This is a genomic window from Cellulosimicrobium sp. Marseille-Q4280, assembly GCF_943181405.1.
Taxonomy (GTDB): domain Bacteria; phylum Actinomycetota; class Actinomycetes; order Actinomycetales; family Cellulomonadaceae; genus Cellulosimicrobium.
Window position 1 is genome coordinate 64,922 of the sequence record NZ_CALPBY010000002.1, and the last position, 20,242, is coordinate 85,163.

Genomic DNA, 20,242 nt, shown 5'->3' on the forward strand with positions numbered 1-20,242 from the left:
TGAGGACCCACCATGGCGAACTACACCGCCGCTGACATCAAGGCGCTGCGCGAGCGCACCGGCGCCGGCATGCTCGACGTCAAGAAGGCTCTCGACGAGGCCGGCGGCGACGCCGACAAGGCCCTCGAGATCATCCGCGTCAAGGGACTGAAGGGCGTCGCCAAGCGCGAGGGCCGTTCGACCTCCGAGGGCCTCGTGGCCGTCGACATCCGCGACGTCGAGGGCGGCCAGGTCGCGACGCTCATCGAGCTCAACTCCGAGACCGACTTCGTCGCGAAGAACGAGACGTTCATCAGCCTCGCCGACCGCGTCCTCAAGGCCGCCGCCGAGGCCGGCGCGCGTGACGCCGACGCGGCGCTCGCCGCGGACGCCGACGGCGAGACGGTCCAGGAGGTCATCGACAACCAGGCCGCGACGCTCGGCGAGAAGATCGTCCTGCGCCGCGTGACCCGCGTCGCGGGCGAGCGCGTCACCGCGTACCTGCACCGCACCGCTCGCGACCTGCCGCCGTCGATCGGCGTCGTCGTCGCGACCGACGCGGCCGGCGAGTCCGTCGCGAAGGACGTCGCCCAGCACGTCGCCGCGATGTCGCCGACGTACCTCTCGCGCGACGAGGTCCCCGCGGACACCGTCGAGAACGAGCGCCGCATCGCCGAGGAGACCTCGCGCAACGAGGGCAAGCCGGAGGCCGCGCTCCCGAAGATCGTCGAGGGTCGCCTGAACGGCTTCTTCAAGGACGTCGTGCTCGTGGACCAGCCGCTCGCGAAGGACCCCAAGAAGACCGTGGGTCAGGTCGTGTCCGCGGCCGGCGGCACGATCACGGAGTTCGTGCGCTACCGCGTCGGCGCCTGACGTCCCCGCAGGCCCGGTCCTCCCGCTCGTCGCGGGAGGGCCGGGCCATGCCGCACCCGGGTCGCACCGCGCGACCCGGGTGCGCGACCAGCACGACGAGCAGCCGTCCCCGCGACGCGGCGACGGCCCGGACGCCCCGCAGGGGCGACGACCAAGGACAGGTGGCGACAGTGACCACAGGTGACCAGACCCGGGACGGCGCCGACGCGACTCCGCGCCGCGTCCTCCTCAAGCTCTCGGGCGAGATGTTCGGCGGGGGCCAGATCGGCCTCGCGCCCGACGTCGTGCAGCGCGTTTCCCGGGAGATCGCGGACGCGGTCGCCCAGGGCGTGCAGGTCGCGATCGTCGTCGGCGGCGGCAACTTCTTCCGCGGGGCCGAGCTGTCGCAGCGTGGCCTCGACCGGGCCCGCGCGGACTACATGGGCATGCTGGGCACGGTCATGAACTGCCTCGCGCTCCAGGACTTCCTCGAGCAGGCCGGCGTGAAGACGCGCGTGCAGACCGCGATCACGATGGGCCAGGTCGCCGAGCCGTACATCCCGCTGCGCGCGATCCGGCACCTCGAGAAGGGGCGCGTGGTGATCTTCGGTGCCGGGGCGGGCATGCCGTACTTCTCGACCGACACGGTCTCGGTCCAGCGGGCGCTCGAGACCCACTGCCACGAGGTCCTCATGGGCAAGAACGGCGTGGACGGCGTCTACACCGCCGACCCGCGCACGGACCCGACCGCCGTGAAGTTGGACCACCTCACGTACACGGACGCGCTCGTCAAGGACCTGGGCGTCATGGACGCCACGGCCCTGAGCCTGTGCCGCGACAACGACGTGCGCATGCGCGTCTTCGGCATGGGCGAGCCGGGGAACGTCACCCGGGCCCTCGTCGGGGAGAATATTGGCACACTGGTCACGACGAACTGACGAGCAGCTCGCAGACGACGAGACGTGACCGACCGAACGAAGGAGCACTGGGTGATCGACGAGACCCTCCTCGAGGCCGAGGAGAAGATGGACAAGGCGGTCGAGGTGGCCAAGGAGGACTTCGCCACGATCCGCACCGGCCGGGCGAACCCTTCGATGTTCAGCAAGATCACCGTCGACTACTACGGGGCCCCGACCCCGCTGCAGCAGCTCGCCTCGTTCCAGACCCCCGAGGCCCGCACGATGATCGTGTCGCCGTTCGACAAGAGCGCGATGTCGGCGATCGAGAAGGCGCTGCGCGACTCCGACCTCGGGGTGAACCCGTCGAACGACGGCAACATCATCCGGGTCGTGCTCCCTGCCCTCACCGAGGAGCGTCGGCGGGACTTCGTGAAGCTCGCGAAGTCGAAGGCCGAGGACTCGCGCGTGTCGATCCGCAACGTGCGGCGTCGCGCGAAGGAGGAGCTGGACCGCATCGCGCGTGACGGCGAGGCCGGCGAGGACGAGGTCGCGCGCGCGGAGAAGGAGCTCGAGGGCCTGACGAAGCAGCACGTCGACCAGATCGACGCGCTCCTCGTCGGCAAGGAGAGCGAGCTGCTCGAGGTCTGAGCCGTCCGGCTCCCGAGCACCGTGCCCATGTCAGACATCTTCCCGTCCACCGCCGGTGCCGACCCGTCCGCGGGGCGGCCCGTCGGTCCGGAGACCGGGGGCGCGGCGGGCGGTCGCGCGCCGCGCGCCGGGCGCAACCTCCCGGCGGCGATCGCCGTGGGCCTCGGCCTCCTGGTCGTCGTCGCCGCGAGCCTCGCGTTCCGGCCGGAGCCGTTCGTCGCCCTCGCCGTCCTCGCCGTCGGCGCGGCCGTCTGGGAGCTCGCCAAGGCTCTCGAGCGCCGTGACCTGCACGTCCCCGTGCTGCCCCTGCTCGTCGGGACCGTCGGGATCCTCGTCTCGTCGTACTACTCGGGTCCCGAGGCGCTGCTCGTCTCGTTCATGCTCACCGTCGCGGGCGTCGTGGTCTGGCGCGTCATCGACGGTTCGGGCACGGCCGCGGTGCGCGACGCGGCCGCCGGCACGTTCGCGGCGGCGTACCTGCCCTTCATGGCGGGGTTCGTCATGCTGCTCCTGGCCCAGGACGACGGCCGCGTCAAGGTGCTCCTGTTCATCCTGCTCGCCGTCGCGAACGACGTCGGCGGGTACGTCGCGGGCGTGCTGTTCGGCCGGCACCCGCTCGCGCCGTCGGTGAGCCCGAAGAAGTCGTGGGAGGGCCTCGCGGGCTCGTTCGTCCTCGCGACCGGGGTGGGTGTCGTCGGTGCCGTCGTGGGCCTCGGCGCGAGCCCGCTCGTGGGTGTCGCCCTGGGGATCCTCGCGCCGCTCACGGCGACGATCGGCGACCTCGCCGAGTCGATGATCAAGCGCGACCTAGAATTGAAGGACATGGGGTCGCTCCTGCCCGGTCACGGAGGCATCCTGGACCGCCTGGACTCCATGCTCCTCACCGCACCGTTCGTGTACGTGCTGCTCACCATGGCCGTGTGACCACGGCGTGCCCCGCCCCCCACGCTTGGACCTTCCATGACCGTCCGCCCGCCCGCTCCGCCCCCGCCCGCTCGGTCCGCCCCTCGGCGGAGTCGAAGCCGCTCCCGCTCGTCATGTCCGCGCCCCGGCGCGGCAAGCCGCCGCGGCACTTCGCCGACCTCGCGCCGGAGGAGGTCCGCGAGGCCGTCGTGGCGCTGGGGGAGAAGCCGTTCCGGGCCAAGCAGCTCGCGACGCACTACTACGCGCACCTCACGCGCGACCCCGAGGCGATGACGGACCTGCCGAAGGCGTCGCGCGACGTCCTCACCGACGCGCTCTTCCCCCCGCTGCTCACCGCCGCGCGCCGCATGGAGGCCGACGGCGGCACGACCGTCAAGACGCTCTGGCACCTCTTCGACGGCGCCAAGGTCGAGTCCGTGCTCATGCGCTACCCGCAGCGCACGACCCTGTGCGTCTCGAGCCAGGCGGGCTGCGGCATGGCCTGCCCCTTCTGCGCGACGGGCCAGCTCGGCCTCACGCGCAACCTGTCGATCGCGGAGATCGTCGAGCAGGTCCGTGCCGCGGGACGGTCGCTCGCCGACGGCGACATCCCGGGCGGCCCCACCCGCCTCAACAACCTCGTGTTCATGGGCATGGGTGAGCCCATGGCGAACTACAAGGCCGTCATGGGCACCGTGCGCCGGCTCGTCGCGCCCGCCCCGGACGGTCTCGGGATGTCGGCCCGCAACATCACGGTCTCGACGGTCGGCCTGGTCCCGGCGATGCGCAAGCTCGCCGACGAGGGCATCCCGGTGACGCTCGCGCTGTCGCTGCACGCGCCCGACGACGACCTGCGCAGCGAGCTCGTGCCCATCAACACGCGGTGGAGCGTCGACGAGACGCTCGACGCCGCGCGGCACTACTTCGAGGTCACCGGTCGCCGCGTGAGCATCGAGTACGCGCTGATCAAGGACATGAACGACCACGCGTGGCGCGCCGACCTGCTCGGCGAGAAGCTCAACGCGCGCGGCCGCGGCTGGGTGCACGTCAACCCGATCCCGCTGAACCCGACCCCGGGGTCGATCTGGACCGCGAGCGACCCTGCCGTCGAGGCGGAGTTCGTGGCACGATTGCGCGGGCACGGGATCCCGACGACGATCCGTGACACCCGCGGCAGCGACATCGACGGCGCCTGCGGGCAGCTCGCTGCAGAGGAGGACGAGTGAGTTCGCTGTTCACCACGGTCTCGAAGACCCGGAACGGGTACGACCCGGAGGAGGTCGACGACTTCTTCGAGCACGCACGTGACGTGTACGAGGGGCGTGCGTCGGACCGGCTGACGAGCACCGAGATCCAGACGTCGGTGTTCGACCTCATCCGGGGCGGGTACGACACGCACGAGGTGGACGCCGCGCTCGACCGTCTCGAGGGGGCGTTCATCGCCCGTCAGCGCGCGGAGTACGTCGCGGCGCACGGGCAGCAGGCGTGGATGAACGCGCTCGCGGAGCGCGCCCGCACGCTGTACGGGCGCCTGGGCCGGCCCGACGGCGAGAAGTTCGCGCCCGCCGAGCGCGGCAAGCCCGCGTACGACATGGACGACGTCGACGACCTGTGCGACCGGCTCGTGGCCTACTTCGACCGCCAGGTCCCGATCACGGCCGCGGAGATCCGCTCCGCGACGTTCGGGCGTGCCCGCGGCCGCGACGGCTATGCCGAGGGCGCGGTCGACGCGTTCTTCGCGCGGGCCATCGAGGTGCTGCTCGGCGTCGAGTGACGCAGGACCCGGGCTCTGCCCGAGCCCGGGCAGCGGCGACGGGCCCGGTCGGGCCGACGGCCGTCTCGTGACGGCCGACCCTCGGACCGCGTCCCACCCGGTCGTCCGACGGGCGGTGGCACGGCTGGCCGAGGTCAACGCACGTCATCCGTGGAACCACAACGAGCACTTCCACCCGTGGGTCGTGCGGCGCGTGCCCCGCGGTGCCCGGCTCGCCCTCGACGTGGGGTGCGGCGCGGGAGCCCTGCTCGGGGTCCTGCGCGGACGTGTCGAGGCCGTGCACGGCATCGACGCCGACGCGGGGATGGTGGCGGCCGCGCGTGCGCGTCTCGCCGGCGACCCGCGCGTGACGGTCCGGCGGACGGCGTTCGACGCCGTCGGCTCACCGCAGGACGTGCTGCGCGCCGAGGCGCTGCCGGACCCCGAGGCGCTGCCGGACCCCGAGGCGCTGCCAGGCCCCGAGGCTCTCCGCCCCGGCGATCCCCGCCCGGACGTTCCTCGTCCTGGCGTGCCCGGGGCCGGCGGTCCCACCGACGCGGGCACCGAGCCGCAGGCGTACGACGTCGTGACGATGGTGGCCGTCCTGCACCACCTCGACCTCGAGGACGCCCTCGCACGGGCCCGGGACCTGCTCGCGCCCGGTGGCAGGCTGCTCGTCGTCGGCCTCGCGCGCGTGGCCTCGCCGCGCGACGTCGCCGTCGACGTGGTCTCGGCGGTGCTCAACCCGCTCGTCGGGATGGTCAAGCACCCGCGGCGGGCGCGTCCGGGCGATCCCGGGGCCGACGCGCCGGGGATGCCCGTCCGCGCCCCCGGACGCTCGGTCGACGAGATCGTGCGGGCGGCTCGCGCGCTGCTGCCGGGCGCCCGGGTCCGGCGCCGGCTGTTCTTCCGGTACACGCTCGAGTGGACGAGCCCCGGCCGGCGCTGACCGGCCCGACCCCGTCGGCAGACCGACGGGACCCGGTCGCGGCCGGTGCGGTCAGGTCCGGCAAGCCTGGGAGGATGGTGACCATGCACGATCGCCCGTCCACCGCGCCCCGCTCCCTGACGATCCTCGGGTCGACCGGATCGATCGGGACCCAGGCGATCGACGTCGTCCGGTCCCACCCGGGCCGGTTCCGCGTCGACGCGCTGTCCGCGGGGGGCGGCGACGTGGAGCTGCTCGCGCGCCAGGCCGCAGACCTGGGCGTCGCGGCGGTGGCCGTGGCCGACGCGACCCGGGCGGGCCCGCTGGAGGCCGCGCTCGCCGACGCGTTCGCGGGTCGCGACGCGGCCCCTGAGCTGCTCGCCGGACCGCACGCCGCCGCCGAGCTCGCCGGGCGGGGGAGCGACGTCGTGCTCAACGGCGTCACCGGGTCCGTCGGCCTCGGCCCGACGCTCGCCGCGCTGCGCGGCGGGTCGACCCTGGCCCTCGCCAACAAGGAGTCGCTCGTCGCGGGCGGCGCGCTCGTGCGGGCCGCGCAGCAGCGCGCGGACCAGATCGTGCCCGTCGACTCGGAGCACTCCGCGATCGCGCAGTGCCTGCGCTCGGGAGGGCGCGGCGAGGTGCGCCGGCTGGTCCTCACCGCCTCCGGCGGGCCGTTCCGCGGCTGGGCGGCGGACGACGTGAAGGCCGCGACCGTCGACCAGGCGCTCGCGCACCCGACGTGGGCCATGGGCCCCGTGGTCACGGTCAACTCGGCGAGCCTCATGAACAAGGGCCTGGAGCTCATCGAGGCGCACCTGCTGTTCGACGTGCCGGTCGACGACATCACCGTCGTCGTGCACCCGCAGTCGGTCGTGCACTCGATGGTGGAGTTCGTCGACGGCTCGACGATCGCCCAGGCGTCGCCCCCGGACATGCGCCTGCCCATCGCCCTCGGGCTGAGCTGGCCCGAGCGGCTCGACGTCGTGACCCCGCCGTGCGACTGGACGCGGGCCACGTCGTGGACGTTCGAGCCGCTCGACGACCAGGCGTTCCCCGCCGTGGGTCTGGCGCGCGCCGCGGTCGCGGCGAGCGCCACGCACCCCGCGGTCTACAACGCGGCGAACGAGGAGGCCGTCGCGGCGTTCCTCAGCGGACGCGCAGGTTTCGGTGACATCGTGACGACGGTCGAGCGCGTGCTCGCGGCGCACGGGGGAACCGCGGCGGACCGTGTGACGTTGGACGACGTGTCCGCCGCGGAGGACTGGGCGCGGGCACGCGCGAACGAGCTGCTGGGCCGGCGCTGAGCGGGGCCCGGCGGGACCGAGGATCGAGGACCGGTCGGTGAGCGACGAGTCGAGGGACGGGTTGAGGAACGTATGGCAGTCGTGATCGGCGTCGCCGTCTTCGTGCTGGGGCTCGTGGTGTCCATCGCCCTGCACGAGGTGGGCCACATGGTGCCCGCGAAGAGGTTCGGCGTGCGCGTGAGCCAGTACATGGTCGGCTTCGGCCCGACCCTGTGGTCGCGTCGCAAGGGGGAGACCGAGTACGGGGTCAAGGCGATCCCGCTCGGCGGCTACGTCCGCATGGTCGGGATGATGCCCCCCGCACCGGCCGGCGCCCGTCCGCGCGGCCAGGGCTTCTTCTCCCAGGTGGTCGCCGACGCGCGCGACGCGAGCACCGAGGAGATCCGGCCCGGCGAGGAGCACCGGGCCTTCTACAACCTCTCCGCGCCGAAGAAGGTCGTCGTCATGCTCGGCGGCCCGTTCATGAACCTGCTCATCGCCGTGGTGCTCACGCTGATCGTCTTCGTCGGCATCGGTCTGCCCGCCGCCACGACGACGGTCGCGAGCGTCACGCCGTGCGTCTCGGGGACCGTGACCGCCGAGCAGACGCAGTGCGCGGCGGGGGACCCGCAGTCGCCGGCCGCGGCGGCCGGCCTCGAGCCCGGCGACACGGTCGTGTCCTTCGATGGCGCCCCCGTCGGCTCGTGGGAGCAGCTCTCCGGCATGATCCGCGGGGCGGCCGACGAGAGCGTCCCCGTGGTCGTCGAGCGCGGCGGCGAGGACGTGACGCTCTCGATCACGCCCGTCGAGGTGCAGCGCCAGGTGGTCGCCGAGGACGGGACGCCCGTCGTCGACGACGCGGGGGAGCCCGTCACGGAGCCCGCCGGCTTCGTCGGGTTCACGCCCACCGCCGAGCGGCAGTCGCTCGGGGTCGGTACCGCCCTCGAGGCCACGTGGCAGCAGGTGAGCGGCACCGCGGCGATCGTCGTGACCCTCCCGGTCAAGGTCGCCGACGCCGTCCACGCCACCTTCACCGACGCGCCGCGCGACCCGAACGGCGTCGCGAGCATCGTCGGCGCGGGGCAGGTCGCGGTCGACATCGCGGGCAGCGACAGCGAGGTGGTCGCGCAGGTCCAGCAGTTCCTGCTCCTGCTCGCCGCGCTCAACGTCGCGCTGTTCGTGTTCAACCTCATCCCGCTGCTCCCGCTCGACGGCGGCCACGTGGTCAACGCGCTCTACGAGGGCGCGAAGCGTACGGCCGCGCGAGTGCGCGGCCTCCCGCGCCCGGGCCCCGCGGACGTCGCCCGCATGATGCCCGTCGCGTACGTGATGTTCGTGGTGCTCATCGGCGTGGGGGCGCTGCTCATCCTCGCGGACATCGTCGACCCGGTGCAGCTCGCCTAGCGCGCCGGTCAGACCTCCTGTGGAGGTTCCGCGACGATGTGCCGGACCGACAGGGAAGGTGACCTGCCGGACAGGTCCGACGTGCGCCGTCGGGCACGGGCGCGGGGGATACTAGGGGGCGTGAGCGTACCCATCAGCCTCGGAATGCCCGCCGCCCCGCCGCCGGTCCTCGCGCCGCGCCGCCCGACCCGCAAGATCAAGGTCGGCAAGGTCGAGGTGGGCGGCGACGCGCCGATCAGCGTCCAGTCGATGACGACGACGAAGACGACGGACATCAACGCGACCCTCCAGCAGATCGCCGAGCTCACGGCGTCGGGCTGCGACATCGTGCGCGTCGCGTGCCCGACGCAGGACGACGCCGACGCGCTGCCGGTGATCGCGAAGAAGTCGCAGATCCCCGTCATCGCGGACATCCACTTCCAGCCGAAGTACGTCTTCGCGGCGATCGAGGCCGGGTGCGCGGCCGTGCGCGTCAACCCGGGCAACATCCGGCAGTTCGACGACCAGGTCAAGGAGATCGCCCAGGCGGCGAAGGACCACGGCACGTCGCTGCGGATCGGGGTCAACGCGGGCTCGCTCGACAAGCGCCTGCTCGCGAAGTACGGCAAGGCGACGCCCGAGGCGCTCGTCGAGTCGGCGGTGTGGGAGGCGTCGCTGTTCGAGGAGCACGACTTCCACGACTTCAAGATCTCCGTCAAGCACAACGACCCCGTCGTCATGGTCCGCGCCTACGAGCTGCTCTCGCAGGCGGGGGACTGGCCGCTGCACCTCGGCGTGACCGAGGCCGGGCCGGCCTTCCAGGGCACGATCAAGTCCGCGACCGCGTTCGGCGCGCTGCTCAGCCAGGGCATCGGCGACACGATCCGCGTGTCCCTCTCGGCCCCGCCGGTCGAGGAGGTCAAGGTCGGCAACCAGATCCTGCAAGCGCTCAACCTGCGCCCGCGCAAGCTCGAGATCGTCTCGTGCCCGTCGTGCGGCCGGGCCCAGGTCGACGTCTACACGCTCGCGGAGAAGGTGACCGCCGGCCTCGAGGGCATGGAGGTCCCGCTCCGCGTCGCGGTCATGGGCTGCGTCGTCAACGGCCCGGGCGAGGCCCGCGAGGCCGACCTCGGTGTCGCGTCCGGCAACGGCAAGGGGCAGATCTTCGTCAAGGGCGAGGTCGTCAAGACCGTGCCCGAGTCGCTCATCGTGGAGACGCTCATCGAGGAGGCGCTGCGCATCGCCGAGACGATGACGCCCGAGAACGACGCGCAGGCCGGTCCGCCGGTCGTCACCGTGGGCTGACCACGGTGGCACGCTGGCGTCCGTCGGTCCCGGCCCTGCGGCCGCGGGCCGGGTCGGACGCGCGCGAGCTCTCCGACGCCGACGTGCCCGAGGCGCTCGCGGTGTGCGCGACGGACCCCGTGGCCTCCGCCCTCGCGGCGGCGCGCCTCGAGGTGGCCCTCCGCGTCGGCCTGCGGGCCGCGGGCGGCCACGCGTGGGGATTCCCCGGGCACGGCCCTCTGGAGGCCGTGTGCTGGGCGGGCGCCAACCTCGTCCCGGTGCTCCCGCCGACGCTCGACGACGTCGACCGCCGTGCCGCCGTGGCCGGCTTCGCGGCGTTCGCGCAGCGTGGCGGTCGCCGCTCGTCGTCGGTCGTCGGGGAGCGCGCCGCCGTGCTCGCGCTGTGGGGCGTCCTCGCGGAGACGTGGCCCGCGCCCCGCGAGGTGCGCGCCGACCAGCCGTCGCTCGCCATCGACCGCGCGCCCGACGTCGACCCGGACCCGTCCGTCCGCCGCTCGACGGTCGCGGAGGTGCCCGTCGTGCTGCCCGCGTGCGTGCGCATGTTCACCGAGGAGGTCGGGTACTCGCCCGTCGAGGGCGGTGGTCGGGCGTACGAGGAGCGGGTGCGCTCCCTCGTCGCGGCCGGCCGGTCGTTCGTGCGCCTCGAGGGGCCGGGCGCCCGGCCGCACGTGGTGTTCAAGGCGGAGCTCGGCGCGGTGACGAACCGTGTCGCCCAGGTGCAGGGCGTGTGGGTCGACCCGCGGTACCGCGGTCGCGGCCTCGCCGCACCGGGGATGGCGGCCGTCGTCTCCCTCGCCCGGCAGGCGGCACCGGGGTCGTCGGTCCGTCCTCCCGTCGTCTCCCTCTACGTCAACGACTACAACACGAGGGCGCTCGCGACGTATCGCCGCGTCGGCTTCGAGCAGGTGGGGACTTTCGCGACCGTCCTGTTCTGAGCCGGCGTCCCGCCGCCTCACTTGAGCAGGCGCGACAGGCGACGGTCGGCGAGCACCTGCCCGCCCGTCTGGCACGTCGCGCAGTACTGCAGGCTCCGGTCGGCGAAGCTCACCTCGCGCACCGTGTCCCCGCACACGGGGCACGGCTTCCCGGTCCGCCCGTGCACGCGCATCCCGGACCGCTTCGCGTCCTTGAGCTCCGCGGCCGGCCTGCCCGACGACGCCGCGACGGCCTCGCCGAGCACCTCGCCCACCGCGGCGTGCACCCGGGCGACCTCGTCCGGCGTGAACGAGCGCGTGAGCTTGAACGGGCTCGTCCGCGCGGCGTGCAGGATGTCGTCGGAGTAGGCGTTGCCGATCCCCGCGATCGAGGACTGGTCGCGCAGGAGGCCCTTGACCTGCTGGTTCCGCGCGGCCATGAGCCCGGCCAGCACCTCGGGCGTGAACGCCGGGTCCAGCGGCTCGACGCCCAGCGTCTCGATCGCGCGCACCTCGGCCGGGTCCCGCACGAAGTGCACCGCGAGCCGCTTGCGCGTGCCGGCCTCGGTGAGGTCGAACCCCGAGCCGTCGTCGAACCGGACGCGCAGCGCGAGCGAGGCGATCTTCCCGCCGCCGCCACCGCCGAGACGCGGGCGCACCGGCGTCGTGGGCGCCTTCTCCGACCAGCGCAGCCAGCCGCCGCGGGCGAGGTGGAAGACGAGGTGCAGCGCGTCGTCGGCCGCCCCGTGCGCGCCCGGGGGTGCGGTGGAGGGCGACACGGCGAGGTCGAGCCACTTGCCGTGCCGGCGCGCCCCCGCGACGGTGCCTCCGACGAGCGCGGTGACGGGCGGGTCGAACGTCTTGAGCGCAGCGATCTGCGCGACGTCGGCGGCGACGACCGTGCGTCCCGTGGCGCGGTCGTCGAGGAAGCGGACGAGGGCCTCCACCTCGGGGAGCTCGGGCATGGGGCCATCCTCCCCGCCGGTAGGGTTGGGCGCATGTCTTCCGTCACGTCCGGCGCCGTCCCCGCGCGCCGCTCCAGCACCGGCGCTGCCGACCTGCTGCGCCTGTCCTCCCTGTTCGTCCGGACGCTGCGCGAGGACCCGGCCGACGCCGAGGTCGCGAGCCACCGGCTCCTCGTCCGCGCGGGCTACATCCGCCGCGCCGCCCCCGGCATCTACACGTGGCTCCCGCTCGGTCTGCGCGTCCTGCGCAAGGTCGAGGCCGTCGTGCGCGAGGAGATGGCCGCCGCGGGCGCGCAGGAGGTGCACTTCCCGGCGCTGCTGCCCAAGGAGCCCTACGAGGCGACGGGCCGCTGGACGGAGTACGGGCCGAACATCTTCCGGCTCAAGGACCGCAAGGACGGCGACTACCTCCTCGCCCCGACGCACGAGGAGATGTTCACGCTCCTCGTCAAGGACCTGTACTCGTCGTACAAGGACCTGCCGCTGACGATCTACCAGATCCAGACGAAGTACCGCGACGAGGCGCGTCCGCGCGCCGGGCTCATCCGCGGGCGCGAGTTCGTCATGAAGGACGCGTACTCGTTCGACGTGTCCGACGAAGGCCTCGAGCGCTCGTACGAGGCGCAGCGGGACGCGTACCGGCGCATCTTCGAGCGCCTCGGCCTCGAGTACGTCGTCGTCGCGGCGACGTCCGGCGCGATGGGCGGCTCGCGCTCGGAGGAGTTCCTCACCCCGACGCCGATCGGCGAGGACACCTTCGTGCGCTCCGCGGGAGGCTACGCGGCGAACGTCGAGGCCGTGGTCACGCCCGTGCCCGACGCCGTCGACTACACCGCCGCGCCCACCGCGCACGTCGAGGACACCCCGGGCACGCCCACCATCGACTCGCTCGTCGCCTTCGCGAACGAGCACCACCCCCGCGGCGACCGGGCGTGGACCGCCGCGGACACGCTGAAGAACGTCGTGCTCGCCGTGACGCACCCGGACGGGCGCCGCGAGGTCGTCGTCGTCGGCCTGCCGGGCGACCGCGAGGTCGACCTCAAGCGCGTCGGTGCGGCGTTCGAGCCCGCCGAGGTCGAGCCCGCGACGGACGCGGACTTCGCCGCGCACCCCGAGCTCGTCAAGGGCTACCTCGGCCCGCAGGTGCTCGGCCCCAACGTCCAGCGCGAGGCGCCCGACGCGCGCGACGACGCCGCCGACGGCGAGCCCGTGCGGCACTCGATCCGGTACCTGCTCGACCCGCGGGTCGTCGCGGGCACACGCTGGATCACCGGGGCGAACGAGGACGGGCGCCACGTGTTCGACCTCGTCGCCGAGCGGGACTTCTCCGCCGACGGCACCGTCGAGGCCGCCGAGGTGCGCGCCGGCGACCCCGCCCCGGACGGGTCGGGCCCGCTCGAGCTCGCGCGCGGGATCGAGATCGGCCACATCTTCGCGCTCGGCCGCAAGTACGCCCAGGCCCTCGGCCTCACGGTGCTCGACGAGAACGGCAAGCAGGTCGTCGTGACGATGGGCTCGTACGGCATCGGCGTCACGCGTGTGCTCGCGGCCCTCGCCGAGGCGAACCACGACGACGCCGGGCTCGCCTGGCCCGCGCACGTCGCCCCGGCGCACGTGCACGTCGTCGCCACCGGGAAGGACGCGAGCATCTTCGAGGAGGCCGACCGGCTCGCGACCGAGCTGGCCGCGCGCGGTGTCGAGGTCGTGTACGACGACCGCCCGAAGGTCTCGCCGGGCGTGAAGTTCAAGGACGCCGAGCTGCTCGGCGTGCCGCTCCTGCTCGTCGTCGGCCGTGGTCTCGCCGACGGGGTCGTCGAGGTGCGCCCGCGCGCGGGCGAGGCCGTGCAGGTCGCGGTGGGAGACGCCGTCGAGCACGTCGCGCAGCAGGTGGACGCGCTGCTCGCCTGAGCAGGCCGTGTCCGAGGCCGCCGCGTCCGGTGCTCCGGGACGCCGGAGCGGGGCCCGTCAGGAGGCGGGCTGCTGCTCCGGCATCCCGGGGAACGCGACGGGCGCCGCGCCCCACGCGAGCGCGGCGAGCCACGAGTCGGTGAGCAGCGCGAGCGCGTCCCCGCGGGACTCCGGGGCGGCGGTCGCGACGAGCGACGCGTACGACGCCGTGAGCTCCGTCTCGAGCCGCCGGGCGAGCGTCGTGACGTCCTCGCCGTCAGGGAGCACGTAGGCGGTCCGGCGCGGGTCCTGGTCCGTGCCGTCGGTCCCTGCGGCGAGCGCCCAGGCCTGGGCCCGCGCGCGGTGCTCGGCGGCGCGGGCGACGGCCGCGGTGCGGACGTCCCCGTCGACCTGGGCGCCGCGCACCTCCAGGGCGTACCCGGCGGCGTCCTCGGCGGCGACGAGCGTCGCGAGGTCGGCGGCACCGACGCCCGAGGGCGTGTCCTCGACAGGGACGACGGCGACGTCGAGGTCCGTCGCGGCCTCGGAGCCCGTCGCGGCGGCGAGACGCTGCGCCGAGACGTGCTCCGACGCCGCGACCGACGCGAGCAGTCGGGCGAGCTCCGCGTCCTGCGTCAGGTCGGCGGACGCGCGCGTGCGCTGCGCCGCCCCGACGAGCGCCGTCACGACGTCGTCCGTGGTCGGCGCCGCGGTGCTCGTGCCGTCCGCCGTCCCGTCCCCGGTGACCGGTGCGTCCTGCGAACCGTCGCCCGCGGGGTCGTCGGGACCCTCGTCGTCCCCCTCACCGGGGGCCGGCGACGTCGTGACCTCGACCGGTTCGGGCGAGCTCTCGCCGTCGGTCTCCGTGGGCACGGGCAGGCCCGACTCGTACACGCCGCCGAGCGCCTGCACGTGCTGCTCGGCGAAGCGGCCCGCCTCGTCGAGCGCCGCGAGCACGGTCGGGTCGGTGACGGTCGGTGCCACGGCGGCCGCGAGGTCCTCGACGGCGAGCGCGTCGTCCACGGCGGCCCGGCGGACGACCTCGTGCACGTCGGGGCTCGGCTCCGTGGGCTCGGGGGTCTCGAGCCGCACACCGCACCCCGCCACCAGCAGGGTGGTCACGAGGGCGAGCGCCGCGAGCACCGGCCGTCGGTGGCGGCGGCCGTGGACCAGGGGCCGAGGGCTGCGCAGGGCGACCCGCCCGGAGGCTCCGGGCGCGAGGCGGGCAGCGGTGGCGTCGGGTGTCATCGGGGGCGATGATGTCATGTTCCGGGTGCGCGAGTCGTTACGCTGGACCCTGGTCGAGAGACAGCACAACAACACACCGGTCGTATCCGTGCCCGGCGTGGGAGCGGACAGGAGCTGAGTGATGGCAGGGCAGGCGGGCCGACAGGCCGCTGGGGAGACCGGCGGCAGAGGCGGTGACGCGCTCCGGGAGAGCGTGCGCCGGGGACTCGAGCCGGTGGTGGACGAGGCAGGGCTCCACCTCGAGGACGTCACGGTCTCCCGCGCCGGTGCGCGGTCCGTGGTCCGGGTGGTCCTCGACCTCCCCGAGGATGCGCAGGGCAGCCTCAGCCTCGACGCGGTGGCCGAGGCCACGCGACCGATCTCCGCCGCGCTCGACGAGCTGGACGCCCTTCCCGGCGCCTACACGCTCGAGGTCTCGACGCCCGGCACCGACCGGCCGCTGACGGAGCGCCGCCACTTCCTGCGCGCGCGCGGCCGGCTGGTGCGGCTCGTCCTGGCCGACGGCGGTTCCGTCGAGGGGCGGCTCCGCGCCGTCGACGACGCCGGGCTGCACCTCGACGTCGCCGGTCCGCGCGGCGCGACGACCGACCGCGTCGTCGCCCTCGGGGACGTCGCGCGCGGGCAGGTCCAGGTCGAGCTGAAGCGCGCGCTCGAGGCCGACCTGCCGGAGCTCGACGCCGACGACACGGCGGATGCCGACGACGAGACCGCGGGCCGCGGTCCCCACGACGAGGAGGTCTGATCGATGGACATCGATATGAGCGCGCTGCGCCTGCTGGAGCGCGAGAAGGACATCAGCCTCGACGTCCTCGTCGCCGCGATCGAGCAGGCCCTGCTGTCCGCGTACCACCGCACGCCCGACGCGTACCCCCGGGCGCGCGTCGAGCTCGACCGCAAGAGCGGCCACGTCACGGTCTGGGCCCGCGAGGAGCTCCCGGCGACGCCGTCGGAGGACGACGACGAGGACGCGCCGCGCGGTCCCGTCGAGCACGGCCCCGAGTTCGACCACACGCCGGCGGACTTCGGCCGCATCGCGACGTCCACCGCGCGCCAGGTCATCGTGCAGCGCCTGCGGGACGCCGAGGACGACCAGATCCTCGGCACGTTCCGCGGCAAGGAGGGCGAGGTCCTCGCCGGGGTCATCCAGCAGGGCCGCGACCCGCGCGTCGTGCTCGTCGACGTCGGCGGGACCGAGGCGGTCCTGCCGCCGCACGAGCAGGTCCCGACCGAGGAGTACGTGCACGGCGAGCGCCTGCGCGCGTACGTCCTCGAGGTCGCCCGGGGAATGAAGGGCGCGCAGATCACGTTGAGCCGCACGCACCCGAACCTCGTGCGCAAGCTGTTCGAGCTCGAGGTCCCCGAGGTCGCGGACGGCTCCGTGGAGATCACCGCGATCGCCCGCGAGGCGGGACACCGGTCCAAGGTCGCCGTGCGCTCGACCGTGCCGGGGCTCGGCGCCAAGGGCGCGTGCATCGGGCCGATGGGCTCGCGCGTCCGCGCGGTCATGGCGGAGCTGCACGGCGAGAAGATCGACATCGTCGACCACAGCGACGACCCTGCGCGCCTCGTCGCGAACGCTCTCTCGCCGGCCCGTGTGTCGTCCGTCACGATCGTCGACGCGGAGGCCCGCGCCGCCCGCGTCGTCGTCCCGGACTTCCAGCTCTCCCTCGCGATCGGCAAGGAGGGGCAGAACGCCCGGCTCGCCGCGAAGCTCACGGGGTGGCGGATCGACATCCGCTCCGACGAGGGCGGCGACGGTGCGTCTCCCGACCACCGGAGCTCCTCCGCCGGCGAGGCCCCGACCGCGGGTCGAGAGCCCGCGGAGCGGTAGCGCGCACGGTGCCTCGGTCACGTACCGCGGGGCAGCGCGCTAGACTGTCATCGACCGGGCCGCGTGCCCGCATCCCGACCGTGCCCACGGACCTCCCCCCGAACCCCGGAACTCCGGTGTCGGGTCCGGTCCGCACGTGCGTCGGGTGCCGGGAGCGCGACCTGAGATCCGTCCTCCTCCGTCTGGTCGTCGACCGGTCCGGCACGAGCGCCGACGAGCCCCGGCTCGCGGTCGACGTCCGGCGGTCGCTCCCAGGGCGCGGCGCGTGGCTCCACGCGACGACGCGGTGCCTCGAGGCGGCGGAACGCCGGCGGGCCGTCCCGCGGGCCCTGCGACTCGTAGGCCCGCTCGACCTCGCCGCGGTCCGCGCCGTCGTCGAGGCCCAGCAGGAGAAGGACGATCGAACCGCGCGTCACGACCAGGACCCCGGATGACCCGGGCCGGGTCACCCTGTGGCCGCACGCACGGCCGCACTGCACGACACGTCGACAAGGAAGCGGGTTAGAAGCCGATGGGCACGCGATGAGTACCCAGCGATGAGCACCCAGCACTAACGACGGTCCTCCCTGTCCGGGGCGGGCCGAGACAGGAGAGTTGTGGCAAAGGTCCGCGTCTACGAGCTCGCGAAGGAGCTCGGGGTGGAGAGCAAGACCATCATGACCAAGCTGACGGAGCTCGGTGAGTTCGTCCGCTCGGCATCCTCGACCATCGAGCCACCGGTGGTCCGCAAGCTGCGCGACGCCTTCCCCGCCGGGGGAGCAGCGCCGAGCCGTCCTGCGGCCGCCCGTCCGGCGCCCGCGGCGGCGTCGAAGCCCGCAGCACCGAAGCCCGCCCCGAAGGCGGAGCCGCGCCCGGCACCGGCGACGGAGGCCCCTGCCGCCGAGGCACCGGCCACGGCGCCCGCGCCGCAGGCACCTGCGGCCGAGGCAGCGGCGCCCGCAGAGCGTCCGGCGCCCGCGCCGGCTCCTGCGCCCGCGCAGAAGCCGACCGCCTCGCCCAAGCCGGGCGGTGGCTCCAACACGCCCGCGCCGCGTCCCGGCGCACGCCCCGGTGCGTCGCGCCCGGGCAACAACCCGTTCGCGCCCAGCCAGGGCATGCCGCGCCAGGGCGGTCCTCGCCCCGGCGCCCCGCGCCCGGGCAACAACCCGTTCGCGCCCAGCCAGGGCATGCCCCGTCCGGGCAGCCGTCCTGAGCGCACCGACGCCGGGGCTGCTGCCGGTGGTGGCGAGCGCTCGGGCGGTCCCCGTCCCGGTGGTCCCCGCCCCGCGCCGCGTCCCGGTGGTCCCCGTCCGAACCCGGGCATGATGCCGGGCCGCACCTCGGTCGGCCGTCCCGGTGAGCGTCCTGCTCCCGGTGGTCGTCCCGGCGGCGGCGGTGGCGGCGGAGGCCGCGGTGGCTTCGGCGGCCGTCCCGGTGGCGGTGGCGGTGCCCCCGGCGCCGGTGGCGGTTTCGCCGGTCGCCCCGGTGGTGGCGGTCGTCCCGGTGGCGCAGGCCGCGGGTCGACCCAGGGTGCCTTCGGTCGCGCCGGCGGACGCCCCGTCCGTGGACGCAAGTCGAAGCGGGCGAAGCGCCAGGAGTTCGAGCAGATGCAGGCGCCGTCGCTCGGCGGCGTGCAGGTTCCCCGCGGCAACGGCAAGACCGTCGTCCGCCTGCGGCACGGCTCGTCCCTGAACGACTTCGCCGACAAGATCGACGCGAACCCGGCGAGCCTCGTCACGGTGCTGTTCCACCTCGGTGAGATGGCGACCGCGACGCAGTCGCTCGACGAGGACACGTTCGGCACCCTCGCGTCCGAGCTCGGCTACATCATCGAGATGGTCTCGGCCGAGGAGGAGGACCGCGAGCTGCTCGGGTCGTTCGACATCGACCTGGACGCCGAGCTCGAGGCCGAGGGCGACGACGAGCTGGCGGCGCGTCCGCCGGTCGTCACCGTCATGGGGCACGTCGACCACGGAAAGACCAAGCTCCTCGACGCGATCCGCCAGACGGACGTCGTCGCGGGCGAGGCCGGCGGCATCACGCAGCACATCGGTGCCTACCAGGTGCGCCACGAGCACGAGGGCAACGACCGCGCCATCACCTTCATCGACACCCCGGGTCACGAGGCGTTCACCGCCATGCGTGCCCGTGGTGCCCAGGTGACGGACATCGCGATCCTCGTCGTGGCCGCCGACGACGGCGTCATGCCGCAGACCATCGAGGCGCTCAACCACGCCCAGGCGGCGAACGTCCCGATCGTCGTCGCGGTGAACAAGGTGGACAAGGAGGGGGCCAACCCCGCCAAGATCCGCCAGCAGCTCACCGAGTACAACCTGGTGGCCGAGGAGTACGGCGGCGACACGATGTTCGTCGACGTCTCCGCGAAGCAGAACATGGGCATCGACGACCTCCTCGAGGCCGTCCTGCTCACGGCCGACGCCTCGCTCGACCTGCGCGCCAACCCCGACAAGGACGCGCGCGGTGTCGCCATCGAGGCCAACCTGGACAAGGGCCGCGGCGCCGTCGCGACCGTCCTCGTCCAGTCCGGCACGCTGCACGTCGGTGACGCGATCGTCGCCGGCACGGCCCACGGCCGCGTCCGCGCGATGTTCGACGAGCACGGCACCGCCGTGACCGAGGCGGGCCCCGCCCGTCCGGTCCTCGTGCTCGGGCTCGCGTCCGTGCCGAGCGCCGGCGACACGTTCCTCGTGGCACCCGACGAGCGCACCGCCCGTCAGATCGCCGAGAAGCGCGAGGCCGCCGAGCGCGCCGCCCTCCTTGCCAAGCGCCGCAAGCGCATCAGCCTCGAGGACTTCACGCAGGCGCTCCAGCAGGGCAAGGTCGAGACCCTCAACCTCGTCCTCAAGGGCGACGTGTCGGGTGCCGTCGAGGCGCTCGAGGACGCGCTGCTCAAGATCGACGTCGGCGAGGAGGTCGAGCTGCGCGTCATCCACCGCGGTGTGGGTGCCATCACGCAGAACGACGTCAACCTGGCGACGGTCGACAACGCGATCATCATCGGCTTCAACGTGAAGTTCGGCGAGCGCGTCGAGGACCTGGCCGAGCGCGAGGGCGTCGACGTCCGCTTCTACTCGATCATCTACCAGGCGATCGACGACGTGGAGGCAGCGCTCAAGGGCATGCTCAAGCCGGAGTACGAGGAGGCCCAGCTGGGCGCCGCGGAGATCCGCGAGATCTTCCGCTCCTCCAAGTTCGGCAACATCGCCGGGTCGATCGTCCGGTCCGGCGAGATCCGCCGCAACGCCAAGGCGCGCGTGCTGCGCGACGGCAAGGTCGTGGGGGACAACCTCACGGTCGAGTCGCTCAAGCGGTTCAAGGACGACGCGACCGAGGTCCGCGAGGGCTACGAGTGCGGTATCGGGCTCGGGTCCTTCAACGACCTGCAGATCGGCGACACGATCGAGACGTTCGAGATGCGGGAGAAGCCGCGTTCCTGACGTTCGACGTTGCTCGGGGGCGGTCAC

Annotated in this window: 18 protein-coding genes; 16 read left to right on the top strand and 2 right to left on the bottom strand. The window is 73.8% G+C overall.

The window, feature by feature from the left end; translation table 11 throughout:
* Positions 1-12: 12 nt before the first annotated feature.
* The 11 genes from tsf to NFS20_RS05025 all read left to right on the top strand — a co-directional run bounded on the left by tsf (position 13) and on the right by NFS20_RS05025 (position 10,868).
* Positions 13-852, top strand: a complete 840-nt coding sequence (gene tsf, locus NFS20_RS04975) for a translation elongation factor Ts (RefSeq protein ID WP_251150661.1) — start codon at positions 13-15, stop codon at positions 850-852.
* A 161-nt stretch (positions 853-1,013) separates the two neighbouring features.
* Positions 1,014-1,769 carry a UMP kinase gene (gene pyrH / locus NFS20_RS04980; protein ID WP_463105687.1) on the top strand — a complete coding sequence of 252 codons (756 nt, stop codon included), beginning with the start codon at positions 1,014-1,016 and terminating at the stop codon, positions 1,767-1,769.
* A 51-nt stretch (positions 1,770-1,820) separates the two neighbouring features.
* A complete protein-coding gene (gene frr / locus NFS20_RS04985) occupies positions 1,821-2,378 on the top strand; it encodes a ribosome recycling factor (RefSeq protein WP_251151210.1) in 558 nt (185 codons plus the stop codon).
* Between the two features lie 27 nt (positions 2,379-2,405).
* Entirely contained in the window at positions 2,406-3,302 is an 897-nt protein-coding gene (locus NFS20_RS04990; protein WP_251150663.1) for a phosphatidate cytidylyltransferase, read from the top strand.
* A 113-nt stretch (positions 3,303-3,415) separates the two neighbouring features.
* Entirely contained in the window at positions 3,416-4,507 is a 1,092-nt protein-coding gene (gene rlmN / locus NFS20_RS04995; protein ID WP_251150664.1) for a dual-specificity RNA methyltransferase RlmN, read from the top strand.
* Positions 4,504-5,055: a DivIVA domain-containing protein gene (locus NFS20_RS05000; RefSeq protein ID WP_251150665.1), complete on the top strand. Its 552-nt coding sequence runs from the start codon at positions 4,504-4,506 to the stop codon at positions 5,053-5,055. The genes rlmN and NFS20_RS05000 overlap by 4 nt, the downstream gene beginning before the upstream one ends.
* A gap of 67 nt (positions 5,056-5,122) precedes the next feature.
* A complete protein-coding gene (locus NFS20_RS05005) occupies positions 5,123-5,983 on the top strand; it encodes a class I SAM-dependent methyltransferase (RefSeq protein WP_251150666.1) in 861 nt (286 codons plus the stop codon).
* Between the two features lie 83 nt (positions 5,984-6,066).
* Positions 6,067-7,266, top strand: coding sequence for a 1-deoxy-D-xylulose-5-phosphate reductoisomerase (gene dxr, locus NFS20_RS05010; protein WP_251150667.1), 1,200 nt, complete (start codon positions 6,067-6,069; stop codon positions 7,264-7,266).
* 72 nt (positions 7,267-7,338) lie between these two features.
* Positions 7,339-8,649 carry a M50 family metallopeptidase gene (locus NFS20_RS05015; RefSeq protein ID WP_251150668.1) on the top strand — a complete coding sequence of 437 codons (1,311 nt, stop codon included), beginning with the start codon at positions 7,339-7,341 and terminating at the stop codon, positions 8,647-8,649.
* Between the two features lie 144 nt (positions 8,650-8,793).
* The gene (gene ispG, locus NFS20_RS05020) at positions 8,794-9,933 is read left to right on the top strand and encodes a flavodoxin-dependent (E)-4-hydroxy-3-methylbut-2-enyl-diphosphate synthase (RefSeq protein WP_251151211.1); all 1,140 of its coding nucleotides are present in this window, start codon (positions 8,794-8,796) and stop codon (positions 9,931-9,933) included.
* A 5-nt stretch (positions 9,934-9,938) separates the two neighbouring features.
* Positions 9,939-10,868 carry a GNAT family N-acetyltransferase gene (locus NFS20_RS05025; protein WP_251150669.1) on the top strand — a complete coding sequence of 310 codons (930 nt, stop codon included), beginning with the start codon at positions 9,939-9,941 and terminating at the stop codon, positions 10,866-10,868.
* A gap of 17 nt (positions 10,869-10,885) precedes the next feature.
* On the opposite strand, the gene NFS20_RS05030 is transcribed toward NFS20_RS05025, so the two are convergent.
* Complete coding sequence (locus tag NFS20_RS05030; RefSeq protein ID WP_251150670.1) at positions 10,886-11,812, bottom strand: Fpg/Nei family DNA glycosylase; 927 nt, start codon at positions 11,810-11,812, stop codon at positions 10,886-10,888.
* Positions 11,813-11,845: 33 nt separating this feature from the next.
* On the opposite strand from NFS20_RS05030, the gene NFS20_RS05035 reads away from it, so the two are divergent.
* The gene (locus NFS20_RS05035; RefSeq protein WP_251150671.1) at positions 11,846-13,720 is read left to right on the top strand and encodes a proline--tRNA ligase; all 1,875 of its coding nucleotides are present in this window, start codon (positions 11,846-11,848) and stop codon (positions 13,718-13,720) included.
* A gap of 57 nt (positions 13,721-13,777) precedes the next feature.
* Here the strand turns inward: NFS20_RS05035 and NFS20_RS05040 are convergent, their stop codons facing one another.
* Positions 13,778-14,947, bottom strand: a complete 1,170-nt coding sequence (locus tag NFS20_RS05040; protein ID WP_251150672.1) for a DUF4439 domain-containing protein — start codon at positions 14,945-14,947, stop codon at positions 13,778-13,780.
* A gap of 121 nt (positions 14,948-15,068) precedes the next feature.
* Here NFS20_RS05040 and rimP point away from each other — a divergent pair, with 121 nt between their 5' ends.
* The 4 genes from rimP (at position 15,069) to infB (ending at position 20,215) form a co-directional block, all read left to right on the top strand.
* Positions 15,069-15,689 carry a ribosome maturation factor RimP gene (gene rimP, locus NFS20_RS05045; RefSeq protein WP_285821102.1) on the top strand — a complete coding sequence of 207 codons (621 nt, stop codon included), beginning with the start codon at positions 15,069-15,071 and terminating at the stop codon, positions 15,687-15,689.
* A gap of 3 nt (positions 15,690-15,692) precedes the next feature.
* Positions 15,693-16,778, top strand: a complete 1,086-nt coding sequence (gene nusA, locus NFS20_RS05050; protein ID WP_251150674.1) for a transcription termination factor NusA — start codon at positions 15,693-15,695, stop codon at positions 16,776-16,778.
* 116 nt (positions 16,779-16,894) lie between these two features.
* Complete coding sequence (locus tag NFS20_RS05055) at positions 16,895-17,212, top strand: YlxR family protein (protein ID WP_353050434.1); 318 nt, start codon at positions 16,895-16,897, stop codon at positions 17,210-17,212.
* Positions 17,213-17,374: 162 nt separating this feature from the next.
* Complete coding sequence (infB, locus tag NFS20_RS05060; protein WP_251150675.1) at positions 17,375-20,215, top strand: translation initiation factor IF-2; 2,841 nt, start codon at positions 17,375-17,377, stop codon at positions 20,213-20,215.
* The last annotated feature ends 27 nt before the right edge of the window (positions 20,216-20,242 follow it).

Bases quoted from the DNA above. Each gene is read 5' to 3' on its own strand.
- tsf (WP_251150661.1), top strand. From the start codon at position 13: ATGGCGAACTACACCGCCGCTGACATCAAGGCGCTGCGCGAGCGCACC.
- NFS20_RS04990 (WP_251150663.1), top strand. From the start codon at position 2,406: ATGTCAGACATCTTCCCGTCCACCGCCGGTGCCGACCCGTCCGCGGGG.
- rlmN (WP_251150664.1), top strand. From the start codon at position 3,416: ATGTCCGCGCCCCGGCGCGGCAAGCCGCCGCGGCACTTCGCCGACCTC.
- dxr (WP_251150667.1), top strand. From the start codon at position 6,067: ATGCACGATCGCCCGTCCACCGCGCCCCGCTCCCTGACGATCCTCGGG.
- NFS20_RS05015 (WP_251150668.1), top strand. From the start codon at position 7,339: ATGGCAGTCGTGATCGGCGTCGCCGTCTTCGTGCTGGGGCTCGTGGTG.
- ispG (WP_251151211.1), top strand. From the start codon at position 8,794: ATGCCCGCCGCCCCGCCGCCGGTCCTCGCGCCGCGCCGCCCGACCCGC.
- NFS20_RS05030 (WP_251150670.1), bottom strand. From the start codon at position 11,812: ATGCCCGAGCTCCCCGAGGTGGAGGCCCTCGTCCGCTTCCTCGACGAC.
- NFS20_RS05035 (WP_251150671.1), top strand. From the start codon at position 11,846: ATGTCTTCCGTCACGTCCGGCGCCGTCCCCGCGCGCCGCTCCAGCACC.
- NFS20_RS05040 (WP_251150672.1), bottom strand. From the start codon at position 14,947: ATGACACCCGACGCCACCGCTGCCCGCCTCGCGCCCGGAGCCTCCGGG.
- rimP (WP_285821102.1), top strand. From the start codon at position 15,069: ATGGCAGGGCAGGCGGGCCGACAGGCCGCTGGGGAGACCGGCGGCAGA.
- nusA (WP_251150674.1), top strand. From the start codon at position 15,693: ATGGACATCGATATGAGCGCGCTGCGCCTGCTGGAGCGCGAGAAGGAC.